Consider the following 22,841-nt stretch of genomic DNA (forward strand, 5'->3'; position numbering starts at 1 on the left):
CCATGTTTGCTTATATCGTCCGACGTTTGCTGGAAATGATCCCGGTTCTGCTGGTGGTCTCCCTGTTAGTGTTCGGTTTTATAAAACTGTTGCCGGGTGACCCGGCACGTATTTACGCCGGTGCTGACGCGACCATTGAGGCGGTGGAAGCCGCCCGTCAGCAGTTAGGATTGAACGACCCGCTGCCGCAGCAGTATGTCCACTGGCTCGGCGGCCTGTTCAGCGGCGATCTGGGTGTGACGTACCGCACGCAGCAGCCGGTTATCGACGTCATCAGCAAGAGCTTTATGCCCACCATGTGGCTGGCGCTGGCAGGCTTTGTCTGGTCAGTGCTGCTCGGTCTGCTGATTGGTGTGGTTTCCGCGCTCAAGCGGGGCAAATGGCAGGACTGGACGCTGATGAGCTTCGCGGTCGGCGGGATTTCCATGCCGCCGTTCTGGCTCGGTCTGTTGCTGATTCAGTTTGTCGCCATGCCGTTCGGCGTCTTTTCCGTCAGCGGCTTCAATCAGCCCAGCGACATCATTCTGCCCGCGCTGACGCTCGGGGCATCGGTGGCTGCCGTCATGGCACGCTTTACCCGCTCCGCGTTTCTGGAAGTTGCACAGGAAGACTACGTCCGTACCGCTCGCTCCAAAGGGCTGCGCAATCGGCTAGTCACCTGGAAGCACGTGATGCGTAACGCGCTGATTCCGGTCATCACCATGCTGGGGCTGCAATTCGGCTTCCTGCTCGGTGGCTCCATCGTAGTTGAAAGCGTGTTTAGCTGGCCGGGTCTGGGCTGGCTGCTGATTGAATCGATCAAGACGCAGGATCAGCCGGTCATTCAGGCGCTGGTAATGCTGTTCGTGTTTGAATTTATTGTCATTAACCTGTTGGTGGACCTGCTGTACGCGGTGGTCAATCCGGCGATTCGCCTACGTTAGGAGACACGATGAAGCTTCCTCCCGAACCCGTCGTGGCCGTTGCCACGCTTGATGAAGAGACGATACGTTCGCCGTGGCGCGACTTCGTTCAGGTCTTTATCCGTAATCCGATGGCGCTGGTTTCCAGCGGCTTTGTCCTACTGCTGGTACTGGTCGCCATTTTCGCCCCCTGGCTGGCACCGTGGAACCCGATGGAGCCTGACTGGGCATCGCTGGCTTCACCGCCTTCAGCGGCGCACTGGATGGGTACCGACGATCTCGGGCGCGATGTGATGAGCCGCATCATCTACGGCGCTCGCATCTCGTTATATATCGGCATCTTTTCCGTCACGCTGGGCATGCTGGTCGGCATCGTGCTCGGCCTGCTGGCGGGATACTACGGCCGCTGGGTAGATACGCTAATCATGCGTGGTTCAGACGTGCTGTTCGCTTTCCCCGGCATGCTGCTGGCGATTGCGGTCGTCGCGATCCTCGGCCCCGGCCTGAATAACGTGATTATCGCCGTCGCGGTCTTCAGCGTACCGGTCTTCGCCCGCATCGTGCGTGCTTCTACGCTGTCGCTGAAACAGGCGGCCTATGTGGAGGCGGTACGCTGCGCGGGTGCGCCGGATCGCATCGTGCTGATGCGCCACATCCTGCCCGGCACGCTGCCTAACGTGATCGTTTATTTCACCATGCGTATCGGCACCAGCATCCTGACTGCGGCAGGCCTGAGCTTCATCGGCCTTGGCCCAGAGCCGGATGTACCGGAATGGGGCAATATTCTGGCGATGAGCCGCAGCCTGATGATGGCTGGCGCCTGGCACGTCAGCGTGTTCCCAGGTCTGGCGATCTTCTTCACCGTGCTGGCGTTTAACCTGCTTGGGGATGCGCTGCGTGATACGCTCGATCCCAAACTGAAAAGCTGAGGAAGGCGATGCACGGCGATCACCAGATGAACGACTATCACCAACAGCAGCAGGCGCTGTTGCTAAAACGCTGGAAAACGACGCGGCAGTTGGGTACGCCGCGCTCGGCCAGCGGACCGCATAACAGTATCAGTGATGTGGCGGGCGTACGCGTCGGCCACTGCACGCTGGCGGCAGGCGAAGTGCAAACTGGCGTCACGGCAATTGTGCCGCCCGGCGAGAACCTGTTCACCCAGCCCCTGCCCTGCGGCGCGGCCGTGCTGAACGGCTTCGCCAAACCCGTAGGACTGGTACAGATCGAAGAATTGGGATTACTGCAAACGCCCATCCTGCTCAGCAACACGCTGGCAACCGGCACGCTGTTTACCACGCTGGTGCGCGATGCCATTGCCCGCAATCCTGAACTGGGTCGCACGCTGCCGACGGTGAACCCGCTGGCGCTGGAGTGCAACGACGGCTGGCTGAACGACATTCAGGCGCTGGCCGTAACGGAACACATGGCACGACAGGCACTGGACAATGCCGCAGACAGCTTCACACGCGGCAGCGTGGGTGCCGGACGCGGCATGAGCTGCTTTAGCCTGAAAGGCGGCATCGGCACCGCATCGCGCCTGATTCCCGAATTGAACGCCACGCTCGGTGTACTGGTGCTGGCAAACTTCGGCACGCTTTCTTCGCTGACGCTGGACGGCATACAGATGGGCGACGCTATCGCACCTATCCTGCCCGAGCTCGCGCCGCAGCAGGATGCCGGATCGATCATCATTATCATGGCGACGGATGCCCCGCTCGATGCCCGCCAGCTCAAACGCATCGCCAAACGTGCTGGTGCAGGATTAGGCCGGCTCGGCAGCTATTGGGGACACGGTTCCGGCGATATCGCCGTCGCGTTCTCGACCTGCCCACAGCCGCAACCGCCGGAGGATGCACAGCTTGAATCGCTGTTAAGCGCCGCCGCCGACGCGACTGAACACGCAGTGCTCGACGCCATGCTTCAGGCAGACGCCGTGACCGGTTTTCGCGGCCATCATCGCCCGGCGCTGCCACAGGCGTTGGATCGGTTGGCTGCGACTCTTTATCCATAAGCAAATTCTCCCGTAGGAAACTGATGATGAAAGTGTTTATCTCTGCTGATATCGAAGGGATCGCTGGCGTGATGCGCCCAGAACAGTGCAGCCCCGGCACCGCGGAATATCAGCTGGCACGCGGCCTGATGGAACAGGAAGTGAACGCCGCCATTGACGGTGCGTTCGCGGGTGGCGCAACAGAGGTGGTGGTCGCCGACAGCCACGCGGCAATGGTCAACCTGCGCGCGGAGAACATCGACGCTCGCGCCCGACTGGTACAGGGCAAACCGCGCGGCTATTCGATGGTCGAAGGATTAGAGCAACAGCAGTTCGACGGCCTAATGTTCATCGGCTACCACAGCGCGGCAGGCGAGTTTGGCGTGCTGTCGCATACCATCAACGGCCGTGCGTTCTACCGCGTGCGCATCAACGGTGAAATCATGGGCGAGAGCGACATCTACGCTGCCGCCGGCGTGGAACAGAAGACACCGCTCTGGCTGGTCAGCGGTGACGACACGCTCCAGAGCTGGATCGCCCACTACTACCCTGCAACAGACTACGCCTGCGTCAAACGCGCCATCTCGCAGCACGCGGCCGAATCCCTCAGCACCGAACAGGCACGTCAGGTGATTCGTGACGCGGCAAAAGCGGCGGTGGAAAAAGCACACCGGACGCTGAACTCGCGGATTCAGGCCCCCTACCGCCTCGAACTGATGGTGGCAAAACCGGTACTGGCCGATCTATTCTGTCTGCTGCCGAATGTTGAACGTTTGGATGCCATAACCGTAGGTTATACGGCGCAGAACATGCGGGAAATCACCAGCCTGCTGGGCGCCTTTTCCTATCTGGCGACGACGCAAAACTGATTCCAGTTTATCCGCCCCGTATTCCGGGGCGTAAACCGATTGAAAAGAGAATTTATCGCATGACAAAGCCCGTGATTGTGATCCACGGTGGCGCAGGTGCGCTGACCCGCTCAGCTATGAGTGCTGAAAAAGAGCAACGCTATCTGGCCGCATTGTCCGAGATTGTCGCCAGCGGACAACGCATTCTGGCTGAAAACGGCAGCGCGCTGGATGCCGTAACGGAAGCCGTTCGCCTGTTGGAAGAGTGTCCGTTATTCAATGCCGGACACGGTTCGGTCTTCACCCACGCGGAAACCCACGAACTGGACGCCAGCATTATGGACGGGCGTTCGCTGGATGCCGGTGCGGTAAGCTGTGTCAGCCATATCCGTAACCCAATTCTGGCCGCGCGTACCGTACTCGAAGCCAGCCAGCATGTAATGTTTACTGCCGACGGCGCGGAAGCCTTTGCGCAGCAGCACGATCTGGAAATGGTTGATCCGGCGTTTTTCTCCACCGACGAACGCCGCCAGCAACTCCATAATGCGCAGGCAGGTTCAGGCCGCGTCATCCTCGATCACGACGGCCAGAACGACCCTATCGATCCCGACCGTAAATTCGGCACCGTCGGCGCGGTAGCACTGGACAGCGCAGGGAATCTCGCGGCAGCAACCTCGACGGGCGGCATGACCAACAAACAGGCCGGACGCGTGGGTGACAGCCCAATCATCGGCGCAGGCTGCTACGCCAATAACCAGACGGTGGCGGTTTCCTGCACCGGCACGGGCGAAGTCTTTATGCGCGCCGTCGCCGCCTATGATGTCTCGGCGCTGATGGAATACGCCGGACTGACGCTACAGCAGGCCAGCGATCGCGTAGTCATGGAAAAATTACTGCAAATGGACGGTAGCGGCGGACTGATTGCCGTCGATAAAGCCGGCAACATCGCCCTGCCGTTTAACAGCGAAGGCATGTACCGCGGCTATGGCTATGTGGGTGAAGAACCCGTCGCCGATATTTATCGCTAAATCTGTCGCGCTATCATACACAGGTCGAATTGCACCATCTTCGACCATGACGCACAATTATGGAGCATTACGCACCATAATTGTGCAGTCTAATCATTAGGAAACGCCGCAGGCCGCGCAGGAAAAAAATTAGAAACTGGCGTAATAATTGCAGGCATTTTGGTTATTACTCATACGATACTCATTAGAAAGTATCAGCCGGAGCCTGCACTCATGCGATTACGCCATATTGAAATCTTCCAGGCCATTGTTCAGGCAGGCACCATCAGCGGCGCTGCCCGCTTGCTCAACGTCTCGCAGCCGAACGTCAGCCGGGTATTGAATCACGCAGAACAGCAGCTCGGTTTTTCCCTGTTTGAACGTCGCACACAGGGAATGATCGCCACCGAAGAAGGGCTGCGCCTGATACCAAAAGTGCAGGAGCTTTTCAGCCATCTGCAAAGCATCAGTTCACTCACCGAACAAATCAAAACCAGCAAAGCCCACTCCGTACGGCTGGGCGCAGCGCATGCGTTCGGGCAAATGATCGTGGCTCCAACGCTGGTGGAATTTCATAAGCAGGCAGCCTCGGTTAACGTTGAACTCGTCACCGAACACTTCAGCACGCTGTGCCAGAACATCCTGCAAAACCAGCTCGATTTCGCGCTGATCTTTGGTCAGCAGGTGCCGTCCGAGCTGCTGGCAGAGCCGCTGTTCCAGTCCACGATGGTCGCCCTGTTGCCGAAAGACAGCCCGATAAACGGCCCTGTCTCGTTGGAATGGCTGTGCAACAACAATCTGCTGATGATGCAGCATAAGGATCCGCTCGGTCAGGTGCTACACCGCGCGCTGCGCGACAGAGCGCTACAGCCAGCGGCTTCGCTCTACATCAAAACCTACTCGGTGATTGCCGACATGGTGCTGGCGGGTGGCGGTACGGGCATCGTCGATCTTTTTACCGCCTGTCGCTATGCCGACCAGCTCAAGATCGTCCCTATCGACCAGCCGCTGCCTTTTGAAGTCACGCTGATCAGCCGCCGTGATAACCCACAGTCACAGGCGACGCTGCAACTGAAACAGATGATGAAAAACCGCTGTCGCGACATCGCCAGACAGAACGAAGCCTTACTTTACGCCGCCTGATTCTCGACGGGTGGCACTGGGCAAACGGTTTTTCCTATCCCCTGCACGGGACTCAACGCTATAATCCTTCTCATCATTTGCTTTACAGGTATGCACCAATGATTCGCAGCATGACCGCTTACGCCCGCCGAGAGATCAAGGGCAACTGGGGAAGCGCAGCCTGGGAACTGCGTTCCGTTAACCAGCGCTATCTGGAAACCTATCTTCGTTTACCGGAACAATTCCGCAGCCTCGAACCTGTTGCGCGTGAGCGCATCCGCGCCCGTTTAACCCGTGGCAAAATCGAATGCAACCTGCGTTTTGAGCTCGACCCGAGTGCGCAAAGTGCGCTGATCCTGAACGAAAAGCTGGCTAAACAGCTGGTTAATGCCGCCAACTGGGTCAAGATGCAGAGCGACGAAGGGGAAATCAACCCGGTTGATATCCTGCGCTGGCCCGGCGTGATGTCGGCGGAAGAGCAGGATCTGGACGCCATCAGCGCCGAACTGCTGACAGCACTGGAAGGCGCGCTGGATGATTTCATCGCCGCCCGTGAAAGCGAAGGTGATGCGCTGAAAGGGATGATCGAACAGCGTCTGGCTGGCGTCAGCGCTGAAGTTGTCAAAGTGCGCGCTCAGATGCCGAACATCCTGCTATGGCAGCGCGAACGCCTGCAAAACAAGCTGGAAGATGCGCAGGTACAGCTGGAAAATAACCGTCTGGAACAGGAACTGGTTCTGATGGCACAGCGCGTCGACGTCTCGGAAGAACTCGACCGCCTCGACGCTCACGTCAAAGAAACCTACAAAATCCTGAAAAAAGAAGAAGCCGTCGGCCGCCGCCTCGACTTCATGATGCAGGAATTCAACCGCGAATCGAACACGCTGGCCTCGAAATCCATCAACGCCGACGTCACCGCGTCAGCGATTGAATTGAAAGTGCTGATCGAGCAAATGCGAGAACAGATTCAGAATATCGAATAAGGTTTCGCGCGATCTCGTGTTGTCTCACTAAGTCGCATCAGGACAAAAGGCCATTGTAAATCATGGCCTTTTTTGTTTTATGATGGAGGGAGAAAAACATGGGGCTAACCCATATCAAATGGATTTTTTGGTGCTCCGTCATTCAGTAACTCAGACGCGATGGCATGCACCTCGCCCTGAACATAAGCCCAATATTCAGGATTATCGAGAGTTCTCTCTTTAATTGGCTTAGGGATAAAGCGGCTCATTTCCATATTGAAGTCGTCACGGACTTCATCTTCCGACATCAGCTTGGCTAACTGAATAGACAGCGCCTGTCGAAAGTCTTCTGTTTGCTTCTGTCTGGCGGTGAGCTTCTTTTCAACCAGTGTCTTGGATAAATCAATACCGCGCTGCTTAATCCAAATAATATCCCAGATATCACGAGGTTTAATACGTCTTGCCCGATACGCTAACGCGATCAACTTATCGGCCAATGTTTCTTGTAACGACTGTACCGGAACCAAAATTCCTTCAGTCGGAACAACAATGTCGTAATGATTGATTAGCGGGCGCTTTTCAATATCAAATGACGGGATAGCACAGACGTCAATATGCATTTTTTGCCGTGGCAAATCAGGACGATTAGCTTCTTTTACGATACTAATTTTCCAAGAAACGGTATCCCCTTGCTGCTCGCCAGAAGGTTTGTTTACCCAAACCTCGGTTTCATACTTGTTCTGAATATAGGTTTGGATTTCGGACTCCAGCCCCTCAAACGCTGAGGGCTTGAAATCATGACCACCATTGAAATCAAGATCTTCTGATAGCCTGCTGCTGTTGTAACACATTCGTAATGAGGTGCCGCCAATGAACGTTAACCGCTGCATGACGCCCTGTTTGATCAGCACATCCATAATGTCATGATGCAAGATCTCTTTTTCTATGACGGGTGTCACTGCGGCATAGTCAGGGTTTGACTGGACAATTTGGCGAATTTGTTGCTTCAGCATACGTTATCTCCCATACACTCCCCCATGCTTAGCTCTCCAACATATGTAGATTGCGCTGGCAGTGTTTTAGATCTGCTATCGCTTGTTCCTTGTATGCGCGATACATTTTGATGTCGGGGTCATAATACAAATTAGGTGCAATTTGCTCGACTGGCTTTTTAGTATGGGTAAACTCGATCACGCCATAAGGCGTATCAAAACAACCACTTCGACCTTTAGTCACCACAGTGACTCTACCCATCACAACTTGTGAAATATCACCGGTATGACTGAGCTGACTTTCTAAGCTGATGTAGTTCAATACGCCACTACGCAACTTTTTGATGATTTTATAAATGGCAGTCTCAGGCTCAGGTGGTGTAATAACACTTTCATAGAAGCCTTTCACCACTCGTCTTAGCAACCCCTTCTTTACGCAATCTGCCAAGAATTTTCTAAAGGCTGAGTCACAAGGCACACCCTGCATAAAAGCCAGCTCTGTTACACTGTGAATGCCGCCGCCGGCGTTCACTGCTTTAGCCAACGCGGTTAATAGCTCATCAGATTTAGCCATAGGTCTACACTACATTACCAAATAAGTAATGTAGTGTAGACCTGATGGATGCGTAGGTACAGCTGGAAAATAACCGTCTGGAACAGGAACTGGTTCTGATGGCACAGCGCGTCGACGTCTCGGAAGAACTCGACCGCCTCGACGCTCACGTCAAAGAAACCTACAAAATCTTGAAAAAAGAAGAAGCCGTCGGCCGCCCCCCCGACTTCATGATGCAGGAATTCAACCGCGAATCGAACACGCTGGCCTCGAAATCCATCAACGCCGACGTCACCGCTTCAGCCATTGAATTGAAAGTGCTGATCGAGCAAATGCGGGAACAGATTCAGAATATTGAGTAAGATTTCACGCGATCTCGCGTTGTCTCACTAAGTCGCATCAGGACAAAAGGCCATTGTAAATCATGGCCTTTTTTGTTTTATATAGTCTCATGCTGTATCACTACAGCGCATGTTTCGTGTGTACATAGACGTGTACATAATAGCTGGAAGCGCATCATCATATTTAAATCATAGAAACAATAAACGGAATTATAAAGAATGGGCTTAAAGAAAACACTGTATTATGCTGTTAAGGAATTTATTAACACATATATCACGATGGCATTAACGATTGGTTTAGGATTTTTATTCTACGAATTCATTCCTGAGCATTGGGGAAAACTGACTATTCTTACCATTGTCATTATTATTTATGTTGACGTGAAATTCTTTTCAAAAAATTAGGCGAAAAATAAATTGGCCTTAATTATTAGTAGGCGACATACCAAAGCATGCTTGTTTTCGTATGAACATAAACTCACTCTGTTCTTCCACCGTTATTAATAATCAAACGGATAATGTCACGACTCGCTTTTCTTTTCGTTACAGCAACACGCTACGAAACTCGTAGTATCCGAATCTATAAAAAGTATCGACAATTGGCGGTACTGACTTTCAAGGAGGATCGCCAATGAGCACCATAAATGCCGCCGCTACCGATAGTTCCATTACCGTTTTCCGCGACCTGATCACTTCGCTACCCGTTGAGCACCTTAGTCGTGCTCAACGCGACGATCTCAGCGCAATCGCTGCGGAGTCGGTTGAAGGACTGTGCCACGGTTTACAATATGTTAGCGAATCGCTGACTGAAGAAACCACCACAGAACACCTTCAACACCTCAGCGCCTACCTCAGTACTTGTGCGCACCTGATCCCTGCGCTGATGGCACTCAGCGAACAGGCGGCATCAATTCGCACCGCAAACCTCACCTAAACTGTCTCTATCCGATCCTAATAAGGACAAACCTTCTATAAACTGTCCTTATTGGCTTGAATTTTGTCCTTATCTCTACTACGTTTAGAGACACCGACTACTATTCTGTCCTTATAAAAATGAGCCAAGACAATCGTATACAGCAAGAAAAAACATCAATTTTGAAAGCAATGCTTCAGTTCGATGAAGCAAAAAGCCTGGGCGAAATTGAAGAATTTTTATTATTTTCAATAAATAAGAAAACACTACAGCGCCGACTTAAAGAGCTCTACGACGACGGGCAGATCGTGACGGTAGGGGAAAAACGCAATACTAAATATTATGCAAATAAGGACAACTCATCTTCATTGCGTGTCCTTAAGTCATTCGATAAGGACACTATCGATAACAACATAAGGACAATACGTGCAGATGAGGACAATCACCCCATCTTTTCCAAAGAGGCTATCTCACAGCTCGCCTATTTAGATACGCCTTCATATGCACGTAAAAAATCCAGCTATCAATTTGATATTTTGGATAATTATTTACCCAACGTAACTCAGTACCTGCCGAATCAGATACAAACGACGCTGGCGAAAATGGGGAAACGATTTGATGACACACTGGCAGCAGGGACTTATGCGAGGAATATTAGTCAACGTCTACTTATTGATTTGTCTTATAACTCTAGTCGACTAGAAGGTAATACCTACTCCAAGCTTGATACACAAAAACTCATAGAGCAGGGGCTGACAGCCGATGGTAAAGTTCATGAAGAAACCATCATGATCATGAACCACAAAGAAGCGATTGAATTTTTAATTGAAAATGCCGAAGAGATAATAATTAATCCCTTCACAATCAGAAATATTCACGCCCTGCTTTCGCAAGATTTACTCGCCAATCCCAACGCATACGGTAACATCAGGCAGATAGAAGTCTCTATTGGAAAATCGGCCTATTTGCCGCTAAACAACCCCCATCAACTCGAAGAATACTTCTCTCTATTGCTACGCAAAGCAGAACAAATCCACGACCCATTTGAACAAAGCTTTTTTTTATTCATTCATTTATCGTATCTACAAGCCTTTGAAGACGTAAACAAGCGAACTGCTCGATTATCCTGCAATATCCCTTTTATTAAGCACAATTTTTGCCCGTTAAGTTTTATTGATGTACCGCAAGAGGATTACTTTAAAGCATTGCTGTACTTCTATGAAACCAATGAGCTCCTGCCCGCTTTGGAGCTGTTCAAATGGGCCTATACGAGATCTTGCGAACAATATGATGTAGTAAAAGAATCGATTGGCGAAATTGATATTTATCGCATACAACATCGTGTGGCACGAAAAGTGGCGATGGGGAATATTATCCGGGAAAATCTTAATGAACAGCTTGCAGAACAATATCTTGAGAAATATTGTGCAGAAAATGACATTCCTTCTGCCGATAAATTTATTGCCATGACACTCAGTGATTTAGCTCAACTTCATGTTGGATCAATCGTTGGACTTGGCATTACAGAAAAAATGTTTATTGAGTGGAAAAAATAATTGAATAAGCGGAAGAATCGCAGCGAATCGATAGGAATTACTCGTCAGGACAGAAACGTAATAGTGGCGAGCGGAAAAACGGTATCCAAAGATCACCAAAATGCCAAACTAGACGCCGAATTTGCTCTCATCATGCAGCGCCACGGTCATACCATCGAAGCACTGCATGACCGATGATAAGTGCAACAAAATAGGACTGTATTCCTACAATCCCATCAAGAATGGGAATATAGTCCCATTATCGCAGCACAGGCTGGTGCCAAAAACCGCCACTAAACACCATCTCAGGAACATTCACACCCGCAACAAAATAGGGAAAAACAACCGACATGCGTTATCTCGTCCTCTCCTTTATCCTTCTTGCCTTAACTGGCTGTCAGGCGGTAACCACCTTCGATAAATATGCCACGCTGCGTCTCTACGAAGTTTATGAAGCCGAGAATCTTTCCGCCTGTGACTACAAGCCTAAATTCCGCGACTGTACCGTGGGTAAGCGATCTTTTGACGTCAAGATATCCGACGATAAGAGCAAAATCGCGTTAGTGGTCAGAGAGCGTTACGCCTATTTTGGCTTCACGCGTGATGATTTTGCCCGGCAGACACAGCCGCTGCGTGATTTCCTGATTTGGGCGGAAGATCCGGCCGCGAAAGATAAACAGATCACTCAGTTACGCAAAGCCGGAAACGTTGGCGGGAGTCTGTACGACAACAGAGAAGTGCAATATCAGTTCGATTATCTGCATACGCGTGCCGATGTTCAGCTACTCGTCGTTAAACCCCATGAAAACGCCGACTCGTATGGCCTGACCGTGGATGAAGTGAAAAACCTGCTATCGGTGATGGATGCCTGGTATGCCGGCACGTTTTCTGGAAAACAGCTAACGTAAGTTCGGTGAGACGGCCAGACAGCGTCACTGTCTGGCCAAGCATTAAAAATGCTGCATTCTGGAAGAAAATTGGCCGCAGTTCTTCAGCATCAAATCTTTGACGGGTCGGCGGTCGTAGTAGCCTTTTTCGGTCTTGAACACCTCGTAGACTTCGAGGCGGCGTGGCGAATAAGCACCGGCAAACTCGCCAGTGACATAATAGTAATTCCCGACCACAGGTTTAAACGTGACGGTACTAAATCCACCATTGGCCGCAATCATTCTGACCGCAATATTGTGTTGCGCGCTGACCCAGAATTCACGAATCATCGTTGGCGTTTCTGGGATTTCAGGGAAGCCGAGTTCTTTATTATTGAGTTTAGTTTGGAACCCAAACGCATTATTGGTATAGCCATTTTCTGGTGCATCAATATTAATACATCTGTCGGTCGTCGGATAAACGCGAACATAGTCGAGGTTTCGGTTATCGAACGTCATACCCACGCGGTCAGCGCCCTGATAATCCTCCAGTTTATGACTATAGGTCGCAACCGAACATCCACTGAGTAATACCGCACTGATTCCTATCAGAAGCATTTTCCCAAACATAACCATCCCTTACCTTTATAAAATCAGAACATCCTGATTATTTTACGCCGCTTTTTATTCGAAAATTTATGTTGTATTACCTTAAAGCATTACCTCACCTTAAACACTAATGATAAACGAGGCAACGTGGCAATTTCTCTCTATTACACCGCACGACGTAAAAAATCCCTGAGCCCAAAAGAGATATCTGCCGTGAAGGAGATTGTCCAACGCCATTCCGTTAATGAACACATTGATAAATATCTGACGACCGGCGAAGGCATAAACTGGGAATCATTTAATTTCGCCCTCAACGTGAAAATCGGTAACGTTTTCAGAAAAGGAATCGTGTTCTCCGGCTCGACCAAACTCCCCGATAGCGATGAAGAAGCCACCTGGATTGGCGTACAGCACTGGTGCCAGTGTTTATCCGAAATCCGCACCGCCCTGACACACTGTGAATGGCACGTCGCGGTTGAGGATCGCGGCATACCGTGGGACGTCGAGGCAAAAGCTTATGATCCAACGCGCTGAGCCAGCGAGAATGCTGAGGAGAGAAGCGAGTATGGACGACAACGACATCTACGATGCTGTCACCACCAGCGCATACGGGCTGTCGATGGGTGCGATATGGCAACATATTGCGGTGGAGTGTCGGGGCAATCCCAGAACCTACGCCCAGCGTCAGGCGCTGTTTTTTACGCTGCTGGAGCAGCTAATCGAGGAAGGCAGAATCAGGCTTGCCAGTCAGGGAGACTATCTGCAAGACGATCCGAAACATCAGGTCGATCGGCTCCGCAATGCCTTTCCACCTGAAATGTCCGATGATGAATTTGATGATGTCGACGAATGTGGCCTGTGGTTCTTAGCCAAAGCGCCCGCAGGCGTCGTGTGGATCACGTCCGAAGGGCAAGAGAGTTGGACGTAAGAGGAATCAGCCAAACCAGAGCCAATTCCTCTTACTCACGACCGAATATCACTAACACGAGCAGCGAACTTACTCCGAGGTCTTACGTTCAACCTCCTGACCTTCCGCTGCCTGATTTTCTAGCACCTCATTCTGTTCCGGCTTCGCCATACTCGGATGCTGCCGACCTTCCTCGATAAAATCTTCGTCGATGCCTTCAATATTCTCCTGATTATCGCGACCGGAGAGAATGTTCCAACAGGCGATGAATAGCGCAGCAATCAGCGGGCCAATCACAAAACCGTTGATGCCATAGATTTCCATGCCGCCCAGCGTGGCGATCAGAATCAGGTAATCCGGCATTTTGGTGTCTTTCCCCACCAGCAGCGGGCGCAAAATGTTGTCCACCAGCCCAATCACCAGCACGAAGAACGCGACAATGAAGATGGCTTGCCAGAGCATATCCGTCGCGAACAGGAAGATAGCAGCAGGCACCCAGATAATCGCCGACCCCACAGCGGGAATAAGCGACAGGAACGCCATCAGCGAGCCCCACAGCAGGCTGCCTTCTATTCCTGCGATGGAGAACGCAATACCGCCCAGTGTCCCCTGCACAATCGCCACAACCACGGTGCCTTTCACGGTCGCCCGAGATACAGCGGCAAACTTCACCAGCAGGTGATGCTTAACATGGGTAGAAAGCGGTAGCGATTCCAGAATCAGGTTGACCAGATAAGCGCCGTCTTTCAGGAGGAAGAAAAGCAGGTAGAGCATCACCCCGAAACCAATGAAGAAGGTGAATGTCCCTTTGCCGATCAGCAGCACGCTTCCCGCCAGATATTGCCCACCTTTCAGCACAACCTGAGAAAGCTCTTGCTGTATTTTGGCGGCGTTATCCAGATTGTGTTCCGCGAGGAAATGTCGCGCCCACTTCGGCAGATGCTGAATCAGCTCCGCCAGCACCACCGGGAATTGCGTATTACTGTCCTGCAATCGGGTGTAAACCCCGTTAATTTCAACCACCAGCGAGGAAACAATGATTCCCAACGGAATGAAGACGAGCAGGAAGATGATCAGGACGGTCAGCAACGAGGCAATGCCGTTGCGATCGTTCAATTTTTGCCGAATTTTGCTTTTCAGCGGATGGAAGATAATGGCCAGCACCGCCGCCCATAAGATGGCGGAATAATACGGTGCCAGGATGTCAAAAAACGCCAGCGTGACGATAAATAAGATAAGGATGAAGAATCCCTTCGTAAGCCCTTTAATATTCACAACGATTTCCCCTTCGTTCAATCTGCTCTCGAAATATAGAACGAAGTGGGGCGTTTGCAATACAGGAAAAAACGCCGGATTCGGCGGAAATGCCTACGCAAGCGCCTCATGCGTCGCGATAAAGTCATCTTTTAACTGACTATATCGTGCGGCATCGTTGTCACAAGCCCGTGCGGCAGCACGCTTTATTGCCGCATATTCTGTACATACAGAAGGGTTTGCACGCAGATAATCACGGAAAGCCAAGTGCCGTTGAATATGCCCGTCACCCACCACGAAGGCGTGCAGGTGATGCGTACGATCATCGCCGCCCTTAGTATAGTAACGACGCCCCGCGATCCCATTTTCTCCACGGGGACGATAGCCCAAATCGACCATGACATGATCCAATCGGTCCAAATCGGACAGCGAAATCACTTCCAGCAGCATATCAATCACTGGTTTGGCGGGTAATCCCGGCACGGCCGTGCTACCGATATGATGAAGCCTCACCGCAACCTCACCAAGCGCCTGTGCTATCGCACACGCCGCCGTTTCATACTTCGTTGCCCACTGTGGATCGTAATCCACCACAGTAATTGTTCGCCCACCCATTCACCTATCCCCCAACGCAGCTTTATCGTGCAAAGGCTACCAACGTTCAGGGGAAGGTTCAAAGCCATCACGCGGTAAATGCCTCTCACCGCGTGATTCGTGCTTACAGGCCATCCAATCGCCGCTGGGTCGCCTGCACCAGTGAGTCCGTGGTGATATCAGCAATGGACTTGGCACCCGTGAGCGTCATCGCTACACGCATCTCTTTTTCGATCAGGTTCAGCAGGTTAACCACGCCAGCCTCGCCCGCTGCCGCTAACGCGTAGACAAACGCGCGCCCGAGCATCACGCCGTCCGCACCCAGCGCGATCATGCGCACCACGTCCAGCCCGGTACGAATACCAGAATCTGCCAGAATGGTGATATCGCCTTTCACCGCATCGGCGATGGCAGGCAGCGCATGTGCCGTCGATAGCACGCCGTCCAGTTGGCGACCGCCGTGATTGGAAACCACGATGCCGTCCGCACCGAATTTCACCGCCTCTTTGGCATCCTCTGGGTCGAGGATGCCTTTGATGATCATCGGCCCTTTCCACATCTCGCGGATCCACGCCAAATCCTGCCACGAAATGGAGGAATCGAAATTCTCCGCCAGCCAGCCGATATAGTTCTCCAGCGTTGTCGGCGTGCCACGATAGGCGGAAACATTCCCCAAATCGTGCGGTTTACCGTTCAGGCCAACGTCCCATGCCCACTGTGGATGCACCATCGCCTGCAACACACGGCGTATTGCCGCATTCGGGCCGCTCATGCCGGAATGGGCATCACGATAGCGCGCCCCCGGCGTCGGCATATCTACGGTAAACACCAGCGTCTTGATCCCTGCAGCCTGTGCACGTTCCAGCACATTGCGCATAAAGCCGCGATCTTTTAACACGTAGAGCTGGAACCACAGCGGCCGATCGATAGTAGGTGCAACCTCCTCAATCGGGCAGACGGAGACGGTAGACAGCGTAAAGGGAATGCCCTTCTGCGCCGCCGCACGAGCAGCCTGTACCTCGCCGCGCCGGGCGTACATACCAGTCAGGCCAACGGGTGCCAGCACCACCGGCATCGCCAGTTTTTCGCCAAACAGCTGCGTTTCCAGACTCAGGTCGGAGACATTTTTCAGGATACGCTGGCGCAGCGCGATATCCGCCAGATCGGCGGTATTACGCCGGAGCGTGTGCTCGCCATACGCACCGCCATCGGCGTAGTGGAAAAGAAACGGCGGCAGCTTACGCTGCGCCGCCGCTCGGTAGTCCGTTGAAGCAGAGATGATCATCGTCCTTTCCCATCCTTCTTCTTGTTTGTGCCACTGTTACGGTAAGTGGAATGACCGTGAGTGAAGCTGCCTTTAGTGGAACTGCTTTTAGTGAAATTGAAGGTACGCGACATGCGTTTGCAAATATTCCTGCAAGCCGTGCTTGCCGTCCGCCCCACCCACACCGGATTTACGCCAGCCCGCATGGAAGCCCTGCATTGCCTCAAAGTTCTCACGGTTGATGTAGGTTTCGCCGAATTTCAGCCCTTTCAGCGCCTTCATCGCGGTGTTGATGTTTTGAGTATAGATCGACGACGTCAGGCCATATTCGCTGTCGTTCGCCATCGCAATCGCCTCTTCCAGCGTGTCGAAGGTCGCGACCGGCAGCACCGGACCAAACACTTCTTCGTGCATGATCGGCATGTCCTGTTTGACGTCCACCAGCAGCGTAGGCGGATAGAAATAGCCCGTACCGCTTGCGCGCTGGCCACCGAGCAACACTTTCGCGCCCTGCGATACCGCTTTCGCCACTTTGTCTTCTACGCGCTGTCGCGCCGCCGCACTGATCAGCGGCCCCATATCCAGCGCCTTTTTCTCCGCCGTATTACCGAAGGTCACCTGCTCCATCGCGGTTTTAATACGGGAGATAAACTCGTCGTAAATGCCTTTCTGCACGTAAACGCGCTCGGCGCAGTTACACACCTGCCCGCTGTTGATGACACGGGAACTGACAATCGCTTTCACTGCTAGATCGAGATCGGCGTCGTCCATCACGATAGCGGGCGCTTTGCCGCCCAGTTCCAGCGACACCTTCGTGACGTTCTGCGCTGCTGCTGTCATGGTTGCAATGCCCGCAGCCACGCTGCCGGTCAGGCTGACCATGCCGACTTTCGGGTTCGCGGCCAGCTCTTGCCCGACCGTTGGGCCATAGCCGGTAACAAAATTGATGACGCCTTTCGGCAGACCGATTTTGTGAATAATTTCGGCGAAAATCACCGCATTATTGGGCGTGATTTCGCTCGGTTTGATAACGATGGTGTTGCCCGTAATCAGTGCCGGTGCCGCTTTACGCGCAATCAGGAAGAAGGGGAAGTTCCACGGCAGAATACCCGTCGTCACGCCAATCGCTTTACGGAAGACGAAGATATTTTCATTCGGGCGGTCGCTCTGAATGATTTCGCCTTCGTAACGGCGCGCCCACTCCGCCATGTAGTCGAGGTAGTCAGCGGTGAACAGCACTTCCGTCTGTGCCAGGCCGTGCGTCTTGCCGCCTTCCGCGATAATCGTATCGGTCAGTTCGGCTTCGCGCTCACGGATACCATCGGCAATCTTGTGCAGCCAGACGCCACGCTCAACCGCAGGCAGCGCTTCCCAGCCCGGCTGTGCGGCTTCTGCCGCCTCTATCGCGCTTTTCGCATCGTCAGCGGAGCCTTCTGGGATCTGTGAAATGACCTGCTCTGTGGCTGGGTTCACCACATCAATCCACTTCCCGCTTCTGTTTTCAACAAACTCACCGTTGATGTACATACGTTTCTGGGTGGTGCTCATGTCAGGCGTCTCCAAGGTAGGGTTAGAGAATACAACGCATAAACGAGTTGTTAACAAAACACGTTTTTTTTGTGAAGTTTTGCCATGCTGCGCGTTCTGCACGGTATTTACCTTTTCATCGCTGCCATTTCGGTCTGGTAAGTGGCAAAAAAGTCATGATAGGAACGTCTGACGTAACACTTTTGCAAAGTATCGGAAACTGGCGGGGGAATAACGAGAGTGTGGCGAGAGCGAGGCGGTGACAGACGCCAGCCTACAGCGTCTGTCTGTTGAACAGGGGAGTTTTACGGTTCGTCGACTTTCACGATCTCTTCCTTCACCTTCCACTTGCCGCCCACTAATTCGCGGGTGGTGGCAACCATCGCCTGCTTCTCTTCGGAGTAGGCTTCCGTGCTTTCGACAATCAGGACAGGGTTATTATTGGCTATCTGGTAGGTAGACCATTGGTGCCAGCAGCAGCCGCTTTTGGTAAAGGTCGTGATGGTCTTACTCTTCTCATCAATCTCGAACAGGCCGAGGTTGGAGCTGGCTAACTCGGTCAGCGGCGCGTTCTGGGTAAACTGCTGCTTTTCCACATCAAACAGGTACACATCGTAAGACGGCCCGCCGTAAGCGCCGTTATTGCCATTACGCAGCATGATATCCGCGTGGTGATCGAAGTTAGCATCATCAATCACCAGCCCGCTGTTGTTCTCACCATAGACCTCGACCAGATTCGCTGTCACTTCGCCCTTATTGTTCAGCTCGATGAACATATTTTCCATCGTGATACGCTGGAACAGGTCACCACGCCCTTTCTTAAAGATATCCAGCGTGCCGGGGCCTTCACAGGTTGAGTAAGAAGGATCGAGCGTGCACGTCGCCACGCTGAGAACGAAGTCCCACTGGTCTGATGCCTGAGTAATCAGAGAGATATTTTCACTGCCGGAAAGCGCCTGAATACGGGAAACCATCTCATTCCCCAGACAAACGTCATCCTTACAGCGGTCACGCTCAGCCAGCCACGCGCGCTGCGTCAGGAGCGCCTGCGCTTTGCCCTCTTTTTTCGCGTACCCCTGATAGGCCTTGTTTAATACCGTATCAAGCTGCTGTAAATGGCTGCTGGCACAAATCATTTTCTCAGTGTCTGTGCTGGCCTTGCTGCAATCTATTGCCCAAACGGACGAGGTGCAAAAGAACAGCAGGGATGAAGCGGCCAGAGATAAATAACGCATGAAGTATCGCTCCTTGAAAAACAGATGAAACCTAACTGATTGATAAAACGGATAACGGGCTATTGCTTGCTGCCATTTCCCATCTTTTTAAGAAAACGCTGCTGCTCAACCAAAATCGCTTTCAACGTAATACATTGATAATCAATGCCGTAACGTGGAGCGACGTCTGCAATAATTTTCGATAACGCAGGGTAATGTCGATGATTCCAGTTGGGGAAAATATGGTGAGTCAGGTGCATATTAAGCTGCCCCAGCCAGTAGCCAAGCCAGGCGGGACGAGTCGCCCAGTCCACCGTGGTGGAAAAGACGTGCTGATAGCGACCATGCCTAAATAGGCCATCGTCCGGTGCCTGATAGAACGTGCCTTTTGCCCAGTGCGACCCCAGAATCAGGACGACAAAAATCAGCGATGACAGCATTTGGCTCAGCAGATAAACCAGCAACAGCGCACCAGCGCTGACGGGTGTCGGCGACAACAGCCAATAAGGGATCGCCAGCGCCAGCAGGGCATGCAGCACTTTTGATAACAGAAAAATACCCCAGCCCTTAGCACCCTGAAGCGTCATATTGCGCGTCACCTGCGTTTTCCCCGCACGATCGAGCCAGTCAAAAAACCAGATGATGCAGGGGAATGTCAGCGACGCCACCATCGGCCAGTAGTAGCGCTGGGCGCGCATAAAAAAGCGAAACCGATGATAGGGCGATTGCCGCAAAACGCCGTTCTCTTCGATATCCAGATCGTAGTGCTGCACGTTGACGTGCGCATGATGAAAAATCACATGGCGCACCCGCCAGCAGTCGGAATCCATACCGAGCGGAATACTCACCACGATATTGAGCAGGCGATTCGCCCACGGCCGCCGGAAAAAGACGTTATGCGAGGCATCATGCACCACGTTCACCGCCAGAAACATGGCGGTGAAAATAAAGGCAAAGTAGCAGCCCGCAAAGCCCCACAGCGTCGTCTGCCGGAGGCTGAAACCATAAAATGTCAGACACAACGCCACCAGAAACAGCATCTTGCCGATAAATCCGGCATTGGCAAAACGGTGGTCACCCGTTTCTGCCAGATAGTCATTCGCGGCCTTCATCAACGCCCGATGCAACGCCAGATCGCGACCTTGTTCATAGCGGAGCGGCTTTAGCGGGGCGAGCGTCATTCTTCCTCCGCTCCCGCTTTCACGACACGTTGCGCAGTCCGCTGATCGTTACCTTCGCCCATCAATTTTAAAAACCGGCGCTGACTGGCCAGTAACTCACGATAGGTAATACAGCGGTAGTTCATGCCATGCTCGGCGGCCACGCGCCGTAAGATATCGGCTAACGCAGGATAATGACGATGATGCCATCCCGGAAAAAGATGATGCGTCAGATGTAAGTGTAGCCCTCCCGTCCAGCGCTCAAGCCAGCGCGGCGTCGGTAGCCAGTCACAGGCTGTCGCAAAGTTGTGCTGATACCAGCCCTGAGGCATTGTTTCCGTATCGGTAACGGTATAGAACTCAGCCTCCGCCCAGTGCGTGCCCAGCAGCAAAAATACCACCAGCAACGAGGCCAGCATCTGCCCCAACAAATAGCTCAATAGCACGATGCCCGGGCTAATGCTGTGTACCGCTCCCACCATAATGGGAATCACCAGTAACAGAAGGACATGGCCGATTTTACTGCCGATAAAAATCATCCATCCGCGGTAGCCTAACTGTACTGAACGGGCATTGACGGGGGTTTTACCCAAGCGATCGGCCCAATCAAAAATCCAGGCGATATAAGGGAGCGAGAACGCAGCCACCAGCGGCCAGTAAAGATGCTGATAACGCATGTAGGAACGGTGGCGCTGAAAAGGCGTTTGGCGGAAAACCCCATTCTCTTCCGTATCCAGATCGTAATGTTCCACATTCGGATAGATGTGGTGGAAGTCCACATGACGCAAACGCCAGTAATCGGGATCGATGCCTAACGGTAACGTGACGATGCGCCCGACCACGCGATTCAGTGTTCGATTGCGGAAAAAGGTATTATGGGAGGCGTCATGATTAACGATGATATTCAATAACATCGACAGCATGATGAAAGCAAAATAGCTCAGGAAAAACGTCCACGCCGTCTGCTGCACTAAGCAAACAGCATAACAGGCGATGCAGCATAAAAAGAGTAATCCAGCCTTAACGAACTGCCCGCCATCGGCAAAACGATGATCGTGATTAGCGCGAAGATAGGCTGACGTTTCCCGCTGTAATGCCCGATGAAAAGCCTGTTCGCCCTTGGCGGGATAGGGTTTGGCGGGAAGCACACTAGACATTCTCAGGCTCCTTGGTCAGGGGGCGTCGGCCCCAGCCGACAGCCATTGCCAACCCGTGCAGCACCAGCATCAGCATCGCAATCTTCCAGTAGAGCGCTTCCCAGCCGAGATAGACAAGAAACACGGCAGGGAATAGCAACACCACCACGAGCCAAACGTAAATGGCCCAGCGTTGTCCTTCGGAAATCCCGCCCAGCGCGACCGCACCGGCCACCAGCAGCAGGAAGAGCGCCGCCTGCGACAGATCGGCGGAATCATAGCCGTAGCCATACAGATAAACATAGCCCACCACCAGCGCAAACAGCAGCATCGCCCCAGCAATCAACGCCATTGGCGTACAATGAAACGTCGCCTGACGCGTGCGACTCACCGACAGTTTGAGGTACGACAGAAAAGGCAGGTTACTAGCCCAAAATGGATTGTTCGATGGCGTTTCTTTGCCTGCGCCGTAGCGAAAAGGCGTGTCGGGCAGCTGCGGACAAAAGCTGCCAAACAGCTTGTCCCAAAAAATGAAGGTGCCGCCGAAGTTCTTATCGGCGTACGCACGGTCGTTCACGTGATGTACGCGATGGTGTGCGGGCGTCACCAGAACCTTTTCCAGCCAGCCCAGCTTGGGCGTCATCGCATTATGGTTAAAGAGCTGAACGCTGTAATGCAGGATGGAAACGGTAACGAACACGTACAGTGGAACGCCGAGCAACGCCAAAATCAGGAAGAACGGAATCGAGGTCAGCGAGGAATACCAGGAATTACGCACGCCCAGCGACAGATTAAAATGTTCACCCTGATGATGCACCACGTGCACCGCCCACAGCACGCCGAAGGTATGGTGCAGGCGATGTAGCCAATAGAAACCGAAATCCCAGGCGAGCAGCGCGAACAGCCACATCAGCACCGGCGGCCAGGTGTCCACCCAGCCAAAACTGAAATGCGCCGCAACATAGCCATAGCAAAAAATTTCCACGCTGCGAAAAAGCCACAGCATGATATGCCCTGAATTCAGGTTGAAAACCACGTCATGCCAGTTCACCGTCTCACGCTGCATCCACTGTAAAACCAGCGCTTCGCCAATCACCACAACCAGCATAAAGACAATCGGGAGTGCTAAATCAATCATGATG

Annotated in this window: 23 protein-coding genes and 1 pseudogene; 13 read left to right on the top strand and 11 right to left on the bottom strand. The window is 52.7% G+C overall.

Features of this window, described 5'->3' with window-relative positions; genetic code table 11:
* Nucleotides 1-2: 2 nt before the first annotated feature.
* The 7 genes from QWJ20_RS18945 (at nt 3) to QWJ20_RS18975 (ending at nt 6,855) form a co-directional block, all read left to right on the top strand.
* Nucleotides 3-923 carry an ABC transporter permease gene (locus QWJ20_RS18945; RefSeq protein ID WP_014913740.1) on the top strand — a complete coding sequence of 307 codons (921 nt, stop codon included), beginning with the start codon at nt 3-5 and terminating at the stop codon, nt 921-923.
* An 8-nt stretch (nt 924-931) separates the two neighbouring features.
* Nucleotides 932-1,831 (top strand): ABC transporter permease subunit, encoded by a 900-nt coding sequence (locus tag QWJ20_RS18950; RefSeq protein ID WP_433993225.1) that lies wholly within the window; start codon nt 932-934, stop codon nt 1,829-1,831.
* An 8-nt stretch (nt 1,832-1,839) separates the two neighbouring features.
* Nucleotides 1,840-2,916, top strand: coding sequence for a P1 family peptidase (locus QWJ20_RS18955; protein ID WP_433993226.1), 1,077 nt, complete (start codon nt 1,840-1,842; stop codon nt 2,914-2,916).
* Nucleotides 2,917-2,942: 26 nt separating this feature from the next.
* Entirely contained in the window at nt 2,943-3,764 is an 822-nt protein-coding gene (locus QWJ20_RS18960; RefSeq protein WP_174870725.1) for a M55 family metallopeptidase, read from the top strand.
* A gap of 59 nt (nt 3,765-3,823) precedes the next feature.
* Nucleotides 3,824-4,771, top strand: coding sequence for an isoaspartyl peptidase/L-asparaginase family protein (locus QWJ20_RS18965; RefSeq protein WP_039483119.1), 948 nt, complete (start codon nt 3,824-3,826; stop codon nt 4,769-4,771).
* 213 nt (nt 4,772-4,984) lie between these two features.
* Complete coding sequence (locus QWJ20_RS18970) at nt 4,985-5,893, top strand: LysR family transcriptional regulator (RefSeq protein WP_127156606.1); 909 nt, start codon at nt 4,985-4,987, stop codon at nt 5,891-5,893.
* A gap of 98 nt (nt 5,894-5,991) precedes the next feature.
* Complete coding sequence (locus tag QWJ20_RS18975; protein WP_219679604.1) at nt 5,992-6,855, top strand: YicC/YloC family endoribonuclease; 864 nt, start codon at nt 5,992-5,994, stop codon at nt 6,853-6,855.
* 104 nt (nt 6,856-6,959) lie between these two features.
* Here the strand turns inward: QWJ20_RS18975 and QWJ20_RS18980 are convergent, their stop codons facing one another.
* Both QWJ20_RS18980 and abiEi read right to left on the bottom strand, forming a co-directional pair.
* Nucleotides 6,960-7,847, bottom strand: a complete 888-nt coding sequence (locus QWJ20_RS18980; protein WP_205557395.1) for a nucleotidyl transferase AbiEii/AbiGii toxin family protein — start codon at nt 7,845-7,847, stop codon at nt 6,960-6,962.
* 28 nt (nt 7,848-7,875) lie between these two features.
* Nucleotides 7,876-8,400 carry a type IV toxin-antitoxin system AbiEi family antitoxin gene (gene abiEi / locus QWJ20_RS18985; protein WP_433993227.1) on the bottom strand — a complete coding sequence of 175 codons (525 nt, stop codon included), beginning with the start codon at nt 8,398-8,400 and terminating at the stop codon, nt 7,876-7,878.
* Nucleotides 8,401-8,456: 56 nt separating this feature from the next.
* Between abiEi and QWJ20_RS18990 the strand changes: the two are divergent.
* The 4 genes and pseudogenes from QWJ20_RS18990 to QWJ20_RS19005 all read left to right on the top strand — a co-directional run.
* Nucleotides 8,457-8,741, top strand: a pseudogene (locus QWJ20_RS18990) (endoribonuclease YicC domain-containing protein); the annotation flags it as partial.
* Nucleotides 8,742-9,351: 610 nt separating this feature from the next.
* The gene (locus QWJ20_RS18995; protein ID WP_249683810.1) at nt 9,352-9,654 is read left to right on the top strand and encodes a hypothetical protein; all 303 of its coding nucleotides are present in this window, start codon (nt 9,352-9,354) and stop codon (nt 9,652-9,654) included.
* 119 nt (nt 9,655-9,773) lie between these two features.
* Complete coding sequence (locus QWJ20_RS19000; protein WP_433993228.1) at nt 9,774-11,189, top strand: Fic family protein; 1,416 nt, start codon at nt 9,774-9,776, stop codon at nt 11,187-11,189.
* A gap of 329 nt (nt 11,190-11,518) precedes the next feature.
* Nucleotides 11,519-12,076 (top strand): hypothetical protein, encoded by a 558-nt coding sequence (locus tag QWJ20_RS19005; protein ID WP_433993229.1) that lies wholly within the window; start codon nt 11,519-11,521, stop codon nt 12,074-12,076.
* A 42-nt stretch (nt 12,077-12,118) separates the two neighbouring features.
* Here the strand turns inward: QWJ20_RS19005 and QWJ20_RS19010 are convergent, their stop codons facing one another.
* The gene (locus QWJ20_RS19010; protein WP_120358227.1) at nt 12,119-12,664 is read right to left on the bottom strand and encodes a hypothetical protein; all 546 of its coding nucleotides are present in this window, start codon (nt 12,662-12,664) and stop codon (nt 12,119-12,121) included.
* Between the two features lie 126 nt (nt 12,665-12,790).
* Here QWJ20_RS19010 and QWJ20_RS19015 point away from each other — a divergent pair, with 126 nt between their 5' ends.
* Nucleotides 12,791-13,177 carry a hypothetical protein gene (locus QWJ20_RS19015; RefSeq protein WP_433993230.1) on the top strand — a complete coding sequence of 129 codons (387 nt, stop codon included), beginning with the start codon at nt 12,791-12,793 and terminating at the stop codon, nt 13,175-13,177.
* A 31-nt stretch (nt 13,178-13,208) separates the two neighbouring features.
* The gene (locus tag QWJ20_RS19020) at nt 13,209-13,571 is read left to right on the top strand and encodes a DUF596 domain-containing protein (protein WP_433993231.1); all 363 of its coding nucleotides are present in this window, start codon (nt 13,209-13,211) and stop codon (nt 13,569-13,571) included.
* Between the two features lie 69 nt (nt 13,572-13,640).
* Here QWJ20_RS19020 and QWJ20_RS19025 read toward each other — a convergent pair whose 3' ends face one another.
* The 8 genes from QWJ20_RS19025 to QWJ20_RS19060 form a co-directional block, all read right to left on the bottom strand.
* Nucleotides 13,641-14,825 (bottom strand): AI-2E family transporter, encoded by a 1,185-nt coding sequence (locus tag QWJ20_RS19025; RefSeq protein ID WP_174870127.1) that lies wholly within the window; start codon nt 14,823-14,825, stop codon nt 13,641-13,643.
* Nucleotides 14,826-14,918: 93 nt separating this feature from the next.
* Nucleotides 14,919-15,419, bottom strand: a complete 501-nt coding sequence (locus tag QWJ20_RS19030) for a GrpB family protein (protein ID WP_433993232.1) — start codon at nt 15,417-15,419, stop codon at nt 14,919-14,921.
* Between the two features lie 103 nt (nt 15,420-15,522).
* Nucleotides 15,523-16,683, bottom strand: coding sequence for an FMN-dependent L-lactate dehydrogenase LldD (lldD, locus tag QWJ20_RS19035; protein WP_039285051.1), 1,161 nt, complete (start codon nt 16,681-16,683; stop codon nt 15,523-15,525).
* An 87-nt stretch (nt 16,684-16,770) separates the two neighbouring features.
* The gene (aldA, locus tag QWJ20_RS19040) at nt 16,771-18,210 is read right to left on the bottom strand and encodes an aldehyde dehydrogenase (protein ID WP_174870664.1); all 1,440 of its coding nucleotides are present in this window, start codon (nt 18,208-18,210) and stop codon (nt 16,771-16,773) included.
* A gap of 284 nt (nt 18,211-18,494) precedes the next feature.
* On the bottom strand, nt 18,495-19,424 hold the full coding sequence (locus tag QWJ20_RS19045) for a lysozyme inhibitor LprI family protein (RefSeq protein WP_174866961.1): 930 nt from the start codon (nt 19,422-19,424) through the stop codon (nt 18,495-18,497).
* Between the two features lie 59 nt (nt 19,425-19,483).
* On the bottom strand, nt 19,484-20,584 hold the full coding sequence (locus tag QWJ20_RS19050) for a fatty acid desaturase family protein (RefSeq protein WP_433993233.1): 1,101 nt from the start codon (nt 20,582-20,584) through the stop codon (nt 19,484-19,486).
* A complete protein-coding gene (locus QWJ20_RS19055) occupies nt 20,581-21,720 on the bottom strand; it encodes a fatty acid desaturase family protein (RefSeq protein WP_433993234.1) in 1,140 nt (379 codons plus the stop codon). Before QWJ20_RS19055 ends, QWJ20_RS19050 begins: the two co-directional genes overlap by 4 nt.
* Nucleotides 21,713-22,837, bottom strand: coding sequence for a sterol desaturase family protein (locus tag QWJ20_RS19060; protein WP_433993235.1), 1,125 nt, complete (start codon nt 22,835-22,837; stop codon nt 21,713-21,715). The genes QWJ20_RS19055 and QWJ20_RS19060 overlap by 8 nt, the downstream gene beginning before the upstream one ends.
* Nucleotides 22,838-22,841: the final 4 nt, after the last annotated feature.

The organism is Pectobacterium sp. S5, from assembly GCF_051707265.1.
GTDB classification, from domain to species: Bacteria; Pseudomonadota; Gammaproteobacteria; order Enterobacterales; family Enterobacteriaceae; genus Pectobacterium; species Pectobacterium polare.

Coding starts and splice junctions, on each gene's coding strand:
- QWJ20_RS18945 (WP_014913740.1), top strand. CDS start 3: ATGTTTGCTTATATCGTCCGACGTTTGCTGGAAATGATCCCGGTTCTG.
- QWJ20_RS18950 (WP_433993225.1), top strand. CDS start 932: ATGAAGCTTCCTCCCGAACCCGTCGTGGCCGTTGCCACGCTTGATGAA.
- QWJ20_RS18955 (WP_433993226.1), top strand. CDS start 1,840: ATGCACGGCGATCACCAGATGAACGACTATCACCAACAGCAGCAGGCG.
- QWJ20_RS18960 (WP_174870725.1), top strand. CDS start 2,943: ATGAAAGTGTTTATCTCTGCTGATATCGAAGGGATCGCTGGCGTGATG.
- QWJ20_RS18965 (WP_039483119.1), top strand. CDS start 3,824: ATGACAAAGCCCGTGATTGTGATCCACGGTGGCGCAGGTGCGCTGACC.
- QWJ20_RS18970 (WP_127156606.1), top strand. CDS start 4,985: ATGCGATTACGCCATATTGAAATCTTCCAGGCCATTGTTCAGGCAGGC.
- QWJ20_RS18975 (WP_219679604.1), top strand. CDS start 5,992: ATGATTCGCAGCATGACCGCTTACGCCCGCCGAGAGATCAAGGGCAAC.
- QWJ20_RS18980 (WP_205557395.1), bottom strand. CDS start 7,847: ATGCTGAAGCAACAAATTCGCCAAATTGTCCAGTCAAACCCTGACTAT.
- abiEi (WP_433993227.1), bottom strand. CDS start 8,400: ATGGCTAAATCTGATGAGCTATTAACCGCGTTGGCTAAAGCAGTGAAC.
- QWJ20_RS18995 (WP_249683810.1), top strand. CDS start 9,352: ATGAGCACCATAAATGCCGCCGCTACCGATAGTTCCATTACCGTTTTC.
- QWJ20_RS19000 (WP_433993228.1), top strand. CDS start 9,774: ATGAGCCAAGACAATCGTATACAGCAAGAAAAAACATCAATTTTGAAA.
- QWJ20_RS19005 (WP_433993229.1), top strand. CDS start 11,519: ATGCGTTATCTCGTCCTCTCCTTTATCCTTCTTGCCTTAACTGGCTGT.
- QWJ20_RS19010 (WP_120358227.1), bottom strand. CDS start 12,664: ATGTTTGGGAAAATGCTTCTGATAGGAATCAGTGCGGTATTACTCAGT.
- QWJ20_RS19020 (WP_433993231.1), top strand. CDS start 13,209: ATGGACGACAACGACATCTACGATGCTGTCACCACCAGCGCATACGGG.
- QWJ20_RS19030 (WP_433993232.1), bottom strand. CDS start 15,419: ATGGGTGGGCGAACAATTACTGTGGTGGATTACGATCCACAGTGGGCA.
- lldD (WP_039285051.1), bottom strand. CDS start 16,683: ATGATCATCTCTGCTTCAACGGACTACCGAGCGGCGGCGCAGCGTAAG.
- aldA (WP_174870664.1), bottom strand. CDS start 18,210: ATGAGCACCACCCAGAAACGTATGTACATCAACGGTGAGTTTGTTGAA.
- QWJ20_RS19045 (WP_174866961.1), bottom strand. CDS start 19,424: ATGCGTTATTTATCTCTGGCCGCTTCATCCCTGCTGTTCTTTTGCACC.
- QWJ20_RS19050 (WP_433993233.1), bottom strand. CDS start 20,584: ATGACGCTCGCCCCGCTAAAGCCGCTCCGCTATGAACAAGGTCGCGAT.
- QWJ20_RS19055 (WP_433993234.1), bottom strand. CDS start 21,720: ATGTCTAGTGTGCTTCCCGCCAAACCCTATCCCGCCAAGGGCGAACAG.
- QWJ20_RS19060 (WP_433993235.1), bottom strand. CDS start 22,837: ATGATTGATTTAGCACTCCCGATTGTCTTTATGCTGGTTGTGGTGATT.